This is a genomic window from Deinococcus budaensis (genome assembly GCF_014201885.1).
GTDB classification, from domain to species: Bacteria; Deinococcota; Deinococci; order Deinococcales; family Deinococcaceae; genus Deinococcus; species Deinococcus budaensis.
Window position 1 is genome coordinate 21,027 of the sequence record NZ_JACHFN010000016.1, and the last position, 13,208, is coordinate 34,234.

General features: G+C 74.1%; 11 protein-coding genes. 6 read left to right on the forward strand and 5 right to left on the reverse strand.

Annotated elements, in window-relative coordinates; all coding sequences use genetic code 11:
- Positions 1 to 89 precede the first annotated feature (89 nt).
- The 6 genes from HNQ09_RS16120 (at position 90) to pta (ending at position 8,407) form a co-directional block, all read left to right on the forward strand.
- Entirely contained in the window at positions 90 to 839 is a 750-nt protein-coding gene (locus HNQ09_RS16120) for a roadblock/LC7 domain-containing protein (RefSeq protein WP_184031474.1), read from the forward strand.
- Complete coding sequence (locus HNQ09_RS16125) at positions 836 to 2,464, forward strand: hypothetical protein (RefSeq protein ID WP_343057877.1); 1,629 nt, start codon at positions 836 to 838, stop codon at positions 2,462 to 2,464. The genes HNQ09_RS16120 and HNQ09_RS16125 overlap by 4 nt, the downstream gene beginning before the upstream one ends.
- A gap of 37 nt (positions 2,465 to 2,501) precedes the next feature.
- The gene (locus HNQ09_RS16130; protein ID WP_184031385.1) at positions 2,502 to 4,502 is read left to right on the forward strand and encodes a coiled-coil domain-containing protein; all 2,001 of its coding nucleotides are present in this window, start codon (positions 2,502 to 2,504) and stop codon (positions 4,500 to 4,502) included.
- A gap of 9 nt (positions 4,503 to 4,511) precedes the next feature.
- Positions 4,512 to 4,961: a tRNA (adenosine(37)-N6)-threonylcarbamoyltransferase complex ATPase subunit type 1 TsaE gene (tsaE, locus tag HNQ09_RS16135; RefSeq protein ID WP_184031393.1), complete on the forward strand. Its 450-nt coding sequence runs from the start codon at positions 4,512 to 4,514 to the stop codon at positions 4,959 to 4,961.
- A gap of 74 nt (positions 4,962 to 5,035) precedes the next feature.
- Positions 5,036 to 6,223, forward strand: coding sequence for an acetate kinase (locus HNQ09_RS16140; RefSeq protein ID WP_184031395.1), 1,188 nt, complete (start codon positions 5,036 to 5,038; stop codon positions 6,221 to 6,223).
- Between the two features lie 69 nt (positions 6,224 to 6,292).
- Positions 6,293 to 8,407: a phosphate acetyltransferase gene (pta, locus tag HNQ09_RS16145; RefSeq protein WP_184031397.1), complete on the forward strand. Its 2,115-nt coding sequence runs from the start codon at positions 6,293 to 6,295 to the stop codon at positions 8,405 to 8,407.
- Between the two features lie 52 nt (positions 8,408 to 8,459).
- On the opposite strand, the gene HNQ09_RS16150 is transcribed toward pta, so the two are convergent.
- The 5 genes from HNQ09_RS16150 to HNQ09_RS16170 form a co-directional block, all read right to left on the reverse strand.
- Entirely contained in the window at positions 8,460 to 9,551 is a 1,092-nt protein-coding gene (locus HNQ09_RS16150) for an LptF/LptG family permease (protein ID WP_184031399.1), read from the reverse strand.
- A 22-nt stretch (positions 9,552 to 9,573) separates the two neighbouring features.
- Positions 9,574 to 10,629, reverse strand: coding sequence for an LptF/LptG family permease (locus tag HNQ09_RS16155; RefSeq protein ID WP_184031400.1), 1,056 nt, complete (start codon positions 10,627 to 10,629; stop codon positions 9,574 to 9,576).
- 147 nt (positions 10,630 to 10,776) lie between these two features.
- A complete protein-coding gene (ddrC, locus tag HNQ09_RS16160) occupies positions 10,777 to 11,475 on the reverse strand; it encodes a DNA damage response protein DdrC (RefSeq protein ID WP_184031401.1) in 699 nt (232 codons plus the stop codon).
- Positions 11,476 to 11,893: 418 nt separating this feature from the next.
- Positions 11,894 to 12,580 carry a tRNA (adenine(22)-N(1))-methyltransferase TrmK gene (locus HNQ09_RS16165; RefSeq protein ID WP_184031402.1) on the reverse strand — a complete coding sequence of 229 codons (687 nt, stop codon included), beginning with the start codon at positions 12,578 to 12,580 and terminating at the stop codon, positions 11,894 to 11,896.
- Entirely contained in the window at positions 12,577 to 13,131 is a 555-nt protein-coding gene (locus tag HNQ09_RS16170) for an MOSC domain-containing protein (protein ID WP_184031403.1), read from the reverse strand. Before HNQ09_RS16170 ends, HNQ09_RS16165 begins: the two co-directional genes overlap by 4 nt.
- Between the last annotated feature and the right edge of the window lie 77 nt (positions 13,132 to 13,208).

Genomic DNA, 13,208 nt, shown 5'->3' on the forward strand with positions numbered 1-13,208 from the left:
CGCTGGCCCGCTGAGGCGGCGCGCGCCGAGGGACCATGCTGAGACAAAAGTGTAAGCAGGCCCTGCCTATACTCCGCCCCAGGTCTGTGATGACAAATGCCGTGTACACCCCGATCGTGCGCGCCCTGTCCGGCATCGTGTCCGAACGGGCTGCGGAAACCATGCTGCGCGCGGCTCTGCGCGAGCAGGGCCTCTCCCCGGAGGCGGTGACGGCCGCCGAGATGCAGCGCGTGCTGTCTGGCCCGCTGCTTGTCCGGCTGTCCGGGCTGCTGCCCGAAGCGCGCGCCCGCACCGAACTGGGGCGGATGGCGGGGCAGCTTCAGGCGCAAGACCCCCGCGCCGCCACCCTCTTCGCCGCCGCGCCCGCCGCCGCCTGGGATGAGGCCGCGTCCGGCACCCTCTGGACCGACCCCGGCTGGACCGAGTTCGGCGGGGCCGAAGCGGCCGATCTCAGCGCCGACGATTTCGAATTCGACGACCCGGAGTACGCCACGCCCCTGTCCGAGCGGCGCTACGTGCTGGACAGCGCGGCGGGGCAAGAAGCGCTGGTGCGCGACCTAGCGCGGATGCCGGGTGTGCAGGGCGTGCTGGTCTGCCGCGCCAGTGGCGAGGTGCTGCACGAACGCGCCCTTCAGGGCAGCGCCAGCCTGGGCAGCGTGGCTGCCGCCGCCGCCCTGCTGTTCCGGCAGCGCTCGCTGCGGCTGCTGGCCGCCGACCTGGGGGGGCGCACCGTCTGTATGCGTCCGCTGGGGGCCTACTGCGTGGCGGTGGTGGCGGGCACCGGCGTGAACACCGGCCGCCTGCTGGCCGAACTCGGCCAGGTCCGGGCGGCCACGTGAGCCGCTCTTTGCGCCGGGGCACCCGGCTAAGCCTGCTCGCCGCCGCGCTGGCGGCCGGATCGGCGGCCGCCCAGGACCTCACGGCCTACCGGGCGCTGGCCGCCAGCCTGGACGCCGCCGCCGAGGCCGGGGGCACCTGGCAGGGCGCCGAACGGACCCTGACCGAACTCGACCGCGCCGGGGCGGCCCTGGAGCAGCTCGCGCCCACCCTGCAAAACCAGCAGGTGGTGGGCAGCCTGCGCGGCGCCCTGAACGGCGCCCGCGCGGCGCTGGCCCGCACCCCCGCCGAGGTGCAGGCGCAGGTGCTGCTGGGCCGCGGCCTGCTGCGCAAGGCCCTGTACGAGCAGACCCTGGGCGGGCTGGCCGGGGCACCCGCGAACGCCTCGGCGGGGCTGCGCCTGCTGGCCCGCGAGTTCGGCCTGACGGCGGCCGCCACCGGGGCACTGACCCGCGACGCGGCGGCGGGCCGACCCGAGCGCGTCGCGTGGCGACTGCAACGGGCGGCGGCCCAGAAAGTCGCCTCGGCCCTGCAAGCGGCCCGGCCCCAGCGCAGCGCCGATTCCTACCTCCAGCTTGCGCGGGCCAGCGGCTGGTTCACGGTCGTGCAAGAAGCGGGCGCCGCCCACGACCTGCGGGCCGCCGGGTTCACGGCCGCCCTGGCGCAGCTCGCGGCCGACGACCGCGCCGCCCTGGCCCGCTCGCTCACGGCGCTGCGGGGGGGCAGCGCGGCCCTGGGGCGCTCGCTCGCCGCGCCGCCCGCCCTGCCCCGCCCGGCCGCCACCCAGACCGATTCCCCTACCACCTTGGCCCGCCCGGCTGGACAGCCGCCCACCGGCCCAGCGCCCACTGAGATGGCGCCTACCGATCCGGCGCCCACCGAGCGGCCCGGCGCCGCCGCCCGTCCGGCCGGCTCCGGCAGTCTGGACCTGACCTACGCGGCGCTGGGCCGCGCCCTGACCGCCAGCGGCCACGGCGACCCCGAGACGGCCCGGCGCGAACTCACGCGCGGACTGGCGGCGCTGGCCTCGGTGCCCGCCGGACTGCGGGCCGCGCCCGGCTACGAGCAGTGGCGCGAGGACCTCGCGGCGGCGCAGGAGCGGCGCGGCCTGCGCCCCGGCGACGTGCAGGCCCTGATCGCGGGGCTGGGCGGCGTCGAGCGCGCGGCGGCGGGCGAGAGCGGCGCGGCGGTGGACCGCGCCTCGGCGGCCTCGGCGCGGACCTTCAGCGGGGGGGTGCGCGCCGCCGTGTTCCTGCTGCTCGCGCTGCTGGCCCCACTCCCGCTGTACCTGCTGCACCTCGCCTTCGGGGGACGCAACCCCTCGTGGCGGGCCATCACCGCCGCGCTGGCGCTGCTGCTGCTGCCGGTCTTTCTGGAGGGCCTCTTCGGCTTCCTGGGCTGGCTGGGGGACGTGTCGGGGGTGGCCCTGCTGCGCGCCGCGCCCACCCTGACCCTCTGGCAGGGGGCCTACGGCCTGCCGCTGCGGGCGCTGCTCACGGCGCTGGCCATCGGGCTGGCAACCTACGGCTTCTGGGGCCTGTGCGCGCAGTTCGGCCTGCTGGGACGCCGCCAGCGCACGGCCACCCCGCCCCTTCAGCCGGTTCTCGACTGGGAAGAAGAGCCGTGAGTGCGCCTCTCCCTGAAGCTGCCCCCTGGAGCCGCCTATGACTGCTGACCCCCTCTCGCCGGACACTGCGGCGCCCAGCCCCGCCGAACCGCTGCACCGCCTGCCGGTGCGGCTGCTGGGCGACCTCGTCTCGCCCCGGGCGCTGGAGCGGCTGCTGGCCGACGGCGCGCACGCGCGCGGCCTGACCCCCGAGACGCTCGACGCGCCCGCGCTCGAGGACCTGCTCAAGCGCGAGGTCTTCCGGCGGCTGCAACTCAGCGTGCCCGCCGCGCTCGCCAAACGCCGCGTCTCGGAAGTGATCGCGGCGCTGCTGGAAGCCACGCCCGCCGCCGCGCTGCCCGGAGGCGGCCGCGAGCGCCTGAGCGCCCTGGAGGAGGGCGCGCGGCGCTTCACGCTGTATTTCGACTGGCCGGAGACCCAGCGCCTGCGCGGCGTGCTGGGGGTCGCCCGCCAGCAGGAGGCCGCCGGGCAGGACATCGGGCCGCTGATTCGCGAGGGCCAGGAATTGACTGCCCTGATGGAGCGCCGCCTGCAAGAAGGCCTGGTCGCCCAGGCGCAGGACCTCGCGGAACTGCGCGCGGCCTTTGACCGGGTGCAGGGCATGGGCGGCAAGGACGTGCGGCGCCTCGAAAGCCTGATCGCCCAGATCGTGGAGGCCCAGGGCCAGGGCGTGCTGCTGCCCGCCGAGGTCGAGCGCGCCCAGGGCGTGACTTTTACCCTGCGCAAGCTGCTGGAGTCGTCGGTGGTGCAGCCGCTGTCGCCCGGCGGCGCGCCCGCGCCTGCCGACCCCGAGGCGCAGGCGCGGGTGCTGGCCCTGGAACAGGAACACGTGGCCCGGCAACTGGAGGACCTGGCGCGCGAATTCGGCCCGGTGGTGCGCGCCCGGCCCGAGCTGGAGGCGCAGGCGCAGGCCCTGCGGGAGGAGCACACCCGCGGCGCGGTCAAGGCCGAGGCCGTGCAGGGCTGGCGCGCGAGGCTGGAAGCCGCCCGCGACACGCTCCTGCACGCCCAGCGCGAGGACCTCGCGGCGGTCGAGGCCCGGCTGGCCGCGCTGCCCCTCAGCCCCGCGCGGCAGGAAGCCGGGGTGGCGCTCGAGGTGGCCCGCCTGACCCTGGCGGGCGGCGGCCTGGCGACCGACGAACTGCGCGACCTGCACGGCACCCTGGCGGCGCTGGAGGCGGCCCCCGAGGCCGCGGCCCGGCTGCTGGAGGCCCAGCGCGAACTCGGGGAGGTCGAGCGGGCCAGCCGCGACGTGCCGGGCGCGGAAGCCGACCTGGCCGCCCCGCTGGCCGAGGCCCGCGCCGCCCTGGCCCGCGGCGAGGCGACCGACGTGGGCGCCCTGTGGGCGGTGCTGGAGCGCCGCATGGCCGAGGCCGCCCAGCAGCGCCAGGATTTCGACGCCCGCGCCGACCACGTGGTGGCCGAGTACGACCACGTGCGCGACCTGGCGGGCGAGACCATCCAGAAACTCGGGCGCCTGGCCGAGACGTTGCGTGCCCAGCGCCGCCTGGGGCCGATGTCGGCCGACGCGCGCGGGCGCTACGCCCAGACCCTGGAGGGTGCCGAGGCCCTGCTGGCCGAGGCCCGCGCCGAGTACCAGGCCGCCCAGGAGGTGACGGCCAGCTTCGGCGCCGACGCCCTCAGCGGCCTGCTGGGCGTGTTCGACTTCGGGGGAATGGAGGAGGCGCCTGCTCCGGCCCCCGGCGGTCTTGCCGCCGCCAGCCTGACGCCCCTGGCCCCTGCCGCCGATCCGCTCACGCCCGCGCTCCCCGACGACTGCTGGCGGGTGCGCGGCAGCGCCCTGACCGGGGGACCGAACGACCCGGCGGCGCGCAGCGTGGCCGCCCTGCTGGAGCAGGCGGGGTACCTGGGCGCGCGCACCCTGGCCCTGGACGACGAGCGCGGCGCGTGGGCGGCCCGTTCGGACGGCGCGGGCGGCTGGCGGCTGGCGCGCGGGCCGAACGCCGCCGCCATTCATGACCGGGTGGGCGCCTGGCTGGCGACCGGGGAGGCGGCGGGTGGAGAGGCTGGGCGCTAGCCTGCGGGCGTGACGCTTCCTTCCTTTCCCCTGGCGCCCGGCGAGACGCGGCGGCTGCGCGGTCCCGGCGAGCAGCGTGCGCTGGGTGCGGCCCTGGCGGCGGCTCTCCCCCCCGGCGCGCTGCTGTTTTTGGAGGGCGAACTCGGCGCGGGCAAGACCACCCTGACCCAGGGGCTGGTGGGGGCGCTGGGCTTTGCGGGCGCCGTCACCAGCCCCACCTACGCCCTGATGAACGCCTATCCGGCCCCGGCGGGCCGCGTGCTGCACGTGGACGCCTACCGGGTGCGCGATGTGGCGGAACTGTACGAGATGGACCTCGAGGACCTGGTGGCGGGGAGCCGCCTGAGCATCGTGGAGTGGGGCGAGGGTCTGTATGCCGACTACCCGGCGGCTCCGGTGCTGCGGCTGGAGCATCTGGAGGGCGAGCCGGAGGTGCGGCAGGTGACGCGGGTGCGCTGAGGGGTCCCGGTCTGGGCGGCCCCGCCTTCTGCTTCCCGCCTCCCGCCCGACGCGAGGTGGGCCAGAATGGCCCCATGTGGACGCTGGTGGTGAATGGAGGAAGCAGCAGCCTGAAATTCGCGCTGCTGGAGTCGGACTCGGGCGAGGTGGCGCTCTCGGGCCTCGCGGAGCGGCTGGGGTCGGACGGCGCCTCGGTGCGGGTGGACCGGGGAGACGAGCGGGTGACGGTGCCCCTGCCGCGCGGCAGCTACCCGGAAGCGTTCGGCGTGCTGCTGGCGGAGCTGGACGCCCTGGGGCTGCGCGAGCGGGTCCGGGCGGTCGGGCACCGGGTCGTGCACGGGGGCGAGCGCTTCAGCGCCCCCGCCCAGATCACGCCGGAGGTGCTGGAGGCCATCCGGGCCTGCGTGCCCCTGGCGCCGCTGCACAATCCGGCCAACCTGGCAGGCATCGAGGCGGCGCAGGCGGCCTTTGGGGAGCTGCCGCACGTGGCGGTCTTCGACACCGCCTTTCACCAGACCATGCCGCAGGTCGCCTACCGCTACGCCGTTCCGGAAGCGTGGTACAGCCAGCATGGCGTGCGGCGCTACGGCTTTCACGGCACCAGCCACGCTTACGTGGCGGGCGAGGCGGCGCGGCTGCTGGGCCGCCCGCTGGAGGAACTGAACCTGGTCACCGCGCACCTGGGCAACGGGTGCAGCGTGGCCGCCGTGCAGGGCGGGCGCAGCGTGGACACCTCCATGGGCCTGACCCCGCTGGAAGGCCTGGTCATGGGCACCCGCAGCGGCGACGTGGACCCCGGTCTGCCCGACTATCTCGCCCGGCAAGCGGGCCTGAGCCTCACCCAGATCACGGCGGCGCTGAACAAGGACAGCGGGCTGCTGGGCCTGTCGGGCCTGACCAACGACCTGCGCGAGCTGGAGCAGGCCGCCGCACGCGGGCACGCCGGGGCGCAGCTCGCCACCGAGGTGTTCGTCTACCGCCTCGCCAAGACGGTCGCCGGGATGGCGGTCGCGCTGGGCACCCTCGACGGGCTGGTCTTCACGGGCGGGATCGGCGAGAACAGCGCCGCCGTGCGCGCGGCCACCCTCGCCCGCCTCTCGTTGCTGGGCTTCCGCCTGGACGAGGCTGCCAACGCCGGGGCGGTGCGCGGCCAGGCAGGCCCCATCACCGCGCCCGGCAGCGTGCCCGCGCTGGTCGTGAACACCGACGAGGAACGGATGATCGCGCGCGAGACGGCGCAACTGGTGGCGGGTGGCCCGTAGCGTGGAGGACGCGCAAGCGAGAAGTCTTGACCCGCGCCTTCACACGCCCCCTTCCAAAGGAGCTTCCCCATGAAAACCCTCTTCGTCGCCCCCACCCGCAACGGCGTGGGCCTCAGCAGCACGGCGCTGGGCCTCGCCCGCGCCCTGGAACGTCAGGGCCTCAAGGTCGCCTTTCTCAAGCCGGTCGCGCAGACGCACGAGTCGGCCCCCGACGACTCGGTGCATTTCGCGCGCACCCTCGCGCACCTCGCCGCGCCCGATCCCCTCCCGCTCGCCCACGCCGAAGAACAGCTCAGCCTGGGGCAGGAAGAGGACCTGATGGAAGGCGTGATCGCCCTGGCGCGGCAGGCCGCAGGGAGCGTCACAGGCGGCGCGGACGTGCTGGTGGCCGAGGGGCTGGCGCTGAACGAGCGCAACACCTACGCAGGCGCCTTGAACGCCAGCCTCGCGCGGAACCTGGAAGCGGACGTGGTGCTGGTCTCCAGCCTGGCCGGGGTCACGCCCGCCGCGCTGGCCGACGAGCTGGAGATCGCCGCACAGGGCTACCGCCGCTCGGACGGCTCGGGGCTGGCGGGGTACGTGCTGAACTTCGCCCCGCGCGAGCTGGATTTCGGCGGGCTGCTGGCCGACCTGCGGGGGCACAGCCGCACCCTGGCGAGCGGCGAACTGCCGCTGCTGGGCGTCGTGGCGCAGTCCCCGGTGCTGGGGGCGCCGCGCACCCTCGACGTGGCCCGGCACCTGGGCGCCGAGGTGCTCAATGAGGGCGAGGCCGCCGCGCGCCGGGTGACCAGCACGGTCGTCACCGCGCGCACCGTGCCCAAGATGGCCGACCTCTTCACCTCGGGGGCGCTGGTCGTCACGCCCGGCGACCGCGAGGACGTGGTGATGGCCGCCGCCCTGTCGCACCTCAGCGGGGTGCCGCTGGCGGGGCTGCTGTTCACGTCCGGCAGCAGCCCGGAGCCGTCCATCGAGCGCCTGAGCCGCGCGGCCCTCACCAGCACCTTGCCGGTCTTGCGGGTGAACACCAACTCCTTTCACACCGCCTCGGCCCTCTCGCGGATGGACCCCCGGGTGCCGCACGACGACCTCGAACGCATGGAGCGCACGCTGGATTTCATCGCCGACCGGCTGGACACCGTGCCGCTGGGCGCGCGACTGCGGACCCCCCAGGCCGAGGGCGAGCGCCGGTTGCCCCCCAGCGCCTTTCGCTACGAGCTGATCCAGAAAGCCCGCGCCGCGAACAAGCGCATCGTGCTGCCCGAGGGTGACGAACCGCGCACCGTCCGGGCCGCGATCCGCTGCGTCGAGAAAGGCATCGCGCGCCCGGTGCTGCTCGCCAAACCCGACCGGGTGCGCCAGGTCGCAGAAGGCCAGGGCCTCACCCTCCCCGACGGGCTGGAAATCCTCGACCCCGAGCAGGTGCGCTCCAGCTACGTCGCGCCGATGGTCGAGCTGAGAAAGAGCAAGGGCCTGACCCCCCCGCAGGCCGAGGCACAACTCGAAGACACGGTGGTCCTCGGGACGATGATGCTGGCGCTGGGCGAGGTGGACGGGCTGGTGTCGGGCGCCATTCACACGACCGCCAACACCGTGCGGCCCGCCCTGCAACTCATCAAGACGGCGCCGGGAGCTGCCCTCGTCAGCTCCATCTTCTTCATGCTGATGCCCGAGCAGGTCCTGGTGTACGGGGACGCGGCGATCAATCCCAACCCCAATGCCCAGGAACTCGCCGACATCGCCATCCAGTCGGCCGACTCTGCGCGGGCCTTTGGCATTCCGCCCCGGATCGCCATGCTCAGCTACTCGACCGGCGAGAGCGGCGCGGGCGAGGACGTGGAAAAGGTCAAGGAGGCCACCCGGCTGGTCCGCGAGCGCCGTCCCGACCTCCCGGTGGACGGCCCCCTCCAGTACGACGCGGCCAGCGTGCTGAGCGTGGGCCGCCAGAAGGCCCCCGACAGCCCGGTCGCGGGCCGCGCCACGGTGTTTATCTTCCCCGACCTCAACACCGGCAACACGACATACAAGGCCGTGCAGCGCGCGGCGGGCGTGGTCGCCGTCGGCCCGATGCTCCAGGGGCTGCGCAAGCCCGTCAACGACCTCTCACGCGGGGCCTTGGTGGACGACATCGTGTACACGGTGGCGCTGACGGCGATTCAGGCGACGCAGGGGGAAAGCGGGGCGTAGGGCGCGTGGCTTGTGGGGCGCAGGCTGAGGCTCCAACCTGCGCTCCACAGCCCTAGCGTCTTCCCGCCAGCCACAGCAGCACCCCGCCCGCCAGCACCGCGATCAGGTCGGGCGCGGCGGCGGCCAGCAGGGGCGGCACGGCGCCGTTCTCACCCATCACCCGGAAGACGCTCCAGGTGGCGTAGTAGGCGAAAGAGAGCAGCAAGGCCCACACCAGCCCCAGGTTCAGGCCGCTGCGAAAGGAAAAGACCGCCAGGCTGACGGCAAAGAAAGCCAGCGCCAGCGCCGCCAGCGGCTCGGTGAATTTGCGGTACAGGGCGGTGAAGTCGGCGGGCGCCTGCACGTTCTGGGCGCGGTAGGTGTTCGTGCGGGCCAGCAGCTCGGGGAGGGGCAGGTAAAGGGGCTTGAGGCTGCCGTCCTCACCGCCGAAACTGGCCTGCACGTCCTGCACGGGCAGGGTGCCTGAGCGGAAGGTCATCACCGTGACCGGGCGGCCGTTCTCGAAGGTGACGCGGCGGCCCGCTTCCAGCTCCAGCACGTTGCTGCCGGGCCGCAGGCGCCCGCGCTCGGCGGTGAGGACCTCGCGGGGGGGCAGCCCGGCCTGCATGGTCACGATCCGCAGGTCGCGCAGCTCGCCGCCCGGCAACGCCTGCCCGACGCTGATCGCACGGTTCAGGGCGTCGCGCAGCACCAACCCCCGCTGCCCCAGCCCGATCACGCGCGGGTTGTCCAGCACGATCTCGCGCTGCACGTTCTGGGCCTCCACCTTGGCGCGGGTCACGACGAGTTCATTCAAGCCAAAGGCCAGCAGGGTCACCCCCGCCGCCAGCAGCAGCACGGGCCGGAACAGCCGCGAGGCGGGCATCCCGCTCGCCAGCGCCGCCTTGATCTCCGAGTCGGCCGAGAGCCGCGACAGGGCCAGCAGCGCGGCGAACATCAGCGCGATGGGCAGGCCCTGCGCCAGCGCCTCGGGCAGGTTGAGCGCCACCAGCCGCGCCACCAGCAGGCCGTCGGCCCCCTTGGCGAGCAGCGGCGCGATGGCCTCCTGAAGCAGCACCAGCAAGAACACCAGAATCACCGCCGCCAGCGCCCCCACCAGCGGCGGCAGCGTCTCGGCCAGCACGTAGCGCTCGAAGCGCTTCATGCGCGGCTCACCGCAGCCTCCATCACCGCAGTCTCCAGGCCAGCACGGCGGCAACCGTCAAAAACACCAGGTTGGGCAGCCACGCGGCCAGAACCGGCGGGAGGGCGCCCACCCGCGCGAACTGCGGGGCAGTGATCCACAGCACGTAGAAAAGCCCGACAAACACCACCACCGCCGCGAAGGCCGCCGCCCGGTTGCGCAGCAGCAGCCCCAGCGTGCCCGCCGCCAGCGCGAACACGACCGCCGTCAGGGGATCGGCCACCCGCGCGGCAAGCTGGTGGCGGTCCACCCGCCGCTCCTCCGGGGTGCCCTCGGCGCTGGCGAGCCGGGCGCGCAGCTCGGGCGTGCTGACCTGCTTGGCGGGCGGGGAGGGCGGGCGCAGGCGGTCAGTCTGGGCAAAGACCAGCGGGCCGGGTTCCAGCCGGGGATCGGCCCCCGGACGGGTGATCCAGGCGCCCTGCACGGTCCAGGTCTGGGCCGCCGTGTCCCACAGGCCGCTGGGGGCGGTGACCGTTTCGTTCCCGCGCTGCACCAGCACCCCGTCGAGCGCGGCGACCGGGCCGCCATCCTCGTTGTGGACCCGCCCGGCGTAAAAGAGCGCGTCCGGCGCGGCAAAGGTGTAGTTGTCCTGGGTCGGCGCGGGGACCGGCCCGCCGTAGATGGCAAACCAGGCCTGATCGAAGCGGGCCAGTCCGGCAGGCACCAGGTAGCCCGCGTTCAGGTACGTCAGCGCCCCCACCAGCATGAACGGCAGCGCCAGCGGCCACACCAGACTGAGGGGCCGCACCCCTGCCGCGAACATCGCCTTGAGTTCGCTGTCCCCCTGCATTCGCCCGAAGGCGAGCAGCACCGCGAACGGCACCGACAGCACCAGCGCCTGGTTGAGCACGTTGGGCGCCAGCGTGCCAAACACGTTCAGCGCCTGCCGGGGAGTCGCGTTGTAGGCCAGAAAGGCGCCCACGCTGGTGCTCAGCGCGTCGGTCAGCTGCAAGATCAGGAAGAGGGCGACGCCCGCCGCGTACCAGCGCAGCACCTCGCGCAGCACCGAGCGGGTCAGGGTGACAGGCACGCGCGGCATTCTAGCGGGGACGCATGAGGAAGCGGGGCGGGGAAACCGCACCTGCCCGGTCCCAGCGCGGCCAGCACAAAGCGCCCACTCGGGCCGAGCGGACGCTGGAAAGGGTGAGTAAGAGAGCTAGTGCCGAGGCGGCCTCACGCCGTGGCCCTAGCCCACCTGTGAGGGCAGCGGGTTGTCCCAGAGGTGGCGCTCGCGCTGGGCAACCCCCTCGTGCAGGCGCAAGATGGCCGCGTTGCCGTGGGCGCCGCGCTCGGCGATGGCGCGGGCGGTGGCGGTGTCGAGGTAGGCCAGGCGCAGCAGCTCGTCACTCCGCAGGCCGTCGCGGGTCTGCCTGACCCCGCGCTCGCGGCGGATGGTGGCCGAGTCGGTGCCCAGCACGCTGCGGTTGCTGATCGAGCCGAGCTGGCCGTACACCCGGCCCTCCCCGCCGTGGCGGGCCACGGTGCTCATCAGCTCGCGCCGGGCGTCGGTGCTCTCCAGCCGGGCGGCCAGCCAGCGCCGCGCTTCGGGGTTGGCGCTGCGCTCGGCGATCTCGGCGGCCAGCCGCACGTCGCCGGTCAGGGCGCGGGCCAGCAGCGTCTGCGCCCGCTTGCGCCAGCGCCGCGCCTCGGGGGTGTCCAGCGTGAAGGCCAGCCGGGCAAACTCGCCCGCGTCCAGCGTGGCTTCCGGCCCCACGCCGAAGTCGCGCTCGGGGCTGGTCAGGTCATGTTCGGCGGCAAACGAGGGCCAGTCGGCAGGCATTGGAACGCCCAGCGCGAGCAGGGCGGCGGCGGCGTGAAGCAGGCCGTCCGCACTGGCAGGCAGCCGGTGCGTGCCGAATTCCAGGGTATGGGGAACGGTCTTCATACGAATATCTTAGCACACTTTACGCTAAAAACATAACCTTCAAAGGCTCCGGAGCCTGCTGGAGACCCTCCTTTTAGTCCCTCTGGGCGCGCGTCTAGCCCCTTATCTTCCAGTCAGGCTTATGGGCGTCTCCCCTTTCTCGCACCCATCCGATTTCGCCCCGAACGGAAGGCGACTGTTCCCTGTTCAGGTCGCGGGGCAGGTCCAGAGGGTTGAATATCTCCCCTCCCCAGATTGCATACGCCGGAGGGTGGGCGAGGCAGGAACGGACCGCGAAAATGCGCGGCAGGAGAGCTTCCCTGGCCCTCCAAGCCTCTGAGCCGCCTGGCAAGACGTGAGAAGCTTGACTGCGGCTGCATTCCGGGCTATAGTTTTGGACATCACCGCCCAGAGAGGCGGCTTTTTTATTGCCCGTCCTTTAGTGGCCGTCTCCGCCCAGGACCTCCAGCGCTGCCCGCGCCGTCTCCAGTTGGGTCTGGGCGGTGCGGCCCGGAGCGGCCAGCGGTGTCAGGCGCACGATATCGGCCCACACCTGACGCCGGAGCAGCGTGGCCCCCTCCCGCAGCAGGTGCGGCCCGTAACGCAGCGCCGCCGCGAGGGGGAGTCCCTGGTAGGCGGGGTCGTCGCCCGGCCTCCGCTCCAGCCGCAGCACCGGGTAGGGCCAGTGGCCGGGAATCAGGCGCTCGGCGCGCAGGTGGTAGCCGTGCTCGCGCGCCCACACGCGCAGCGGTCCCGGCGAGTCGTTGGGCTGAAGCACCAGCGCGGGCGGCAGCCGTCCCTCGCCCGCCCGCCGCAGGATGCCCGCGATGGTCCCGGCGCCCATGCCAGTGACGCTGGCGCTGTCCACCTCGCCGGGGGCCAGCGGGCCGAAGCCGTCGCCTGCGCGCACCTCGATCCGCGCCGCCAGCCGGGCGCGGGCCACGTTCCCCCGCGCGTGGGCCAGCGGCCCGGGGTGGAGTTCGACGACCACGCAGCGCTCGGCGCGGCCCTGGGCGATCAGGCGAATGGGCAGATGCGCGTGGTCCGAGCCGATATCGGCGTGCGTGCCCGCCCGGATCAGCGCCAGGACCGCCTCCAGCCGGGCGTCCAGGGAGGGCAGCCTCACAGCGGCTCCACCACGTCCCCCACCCGCAGCACCCCGCCCACGATCACCCGCGCGGTCAGCCCGCCGTGCCCGCGCACCGCGTTGTAGCCGCCCACGCCCAGCGTCTCCTCCATCCGCGAGCAGGGGTGGCACTCCCCGGTGCCCTCCAGCACGACCTCGCCCACCCGGAAGCGGGCGTCTTTGAGGGCCAGCAGCGGCAGCCCGCTCACGACCAGGTTGCGGCGCAACTGCTCGGGTGTGGCCTGCGCCAGCCCGGCGAGCGCCGCGATCACCGGCAGGTGCTCGGCCTGAATCAGGGTGACCTGCCGCCGCCCCGGGCCGCCGGGGATGGGCGCGGCGCGGGCGACGTGGGCGGCCTCGCCCGGCGGCCCGGTCAGCGCCCGCAGGCGCCCCGGCGCGACCTTGCCGTGGTCCCCAAGCAGACCGACCAGCGGATGCGCCTCGGCGTCCGGCACACTCTGAATGGGGGCGCGGCGGGCCTCCCGCAGCCCGATCCAGTCCAGGCGGCCCGGACGGGGAAAGGTGGCCCGCAACTCGTGGATCGTCTTCACGGGGGACAGGGTAAGGCCGCGCGGGCTTTGCTACACTGCCCCGCATGAGGCGTCTGACCCGACGTGCGTATCGGCCC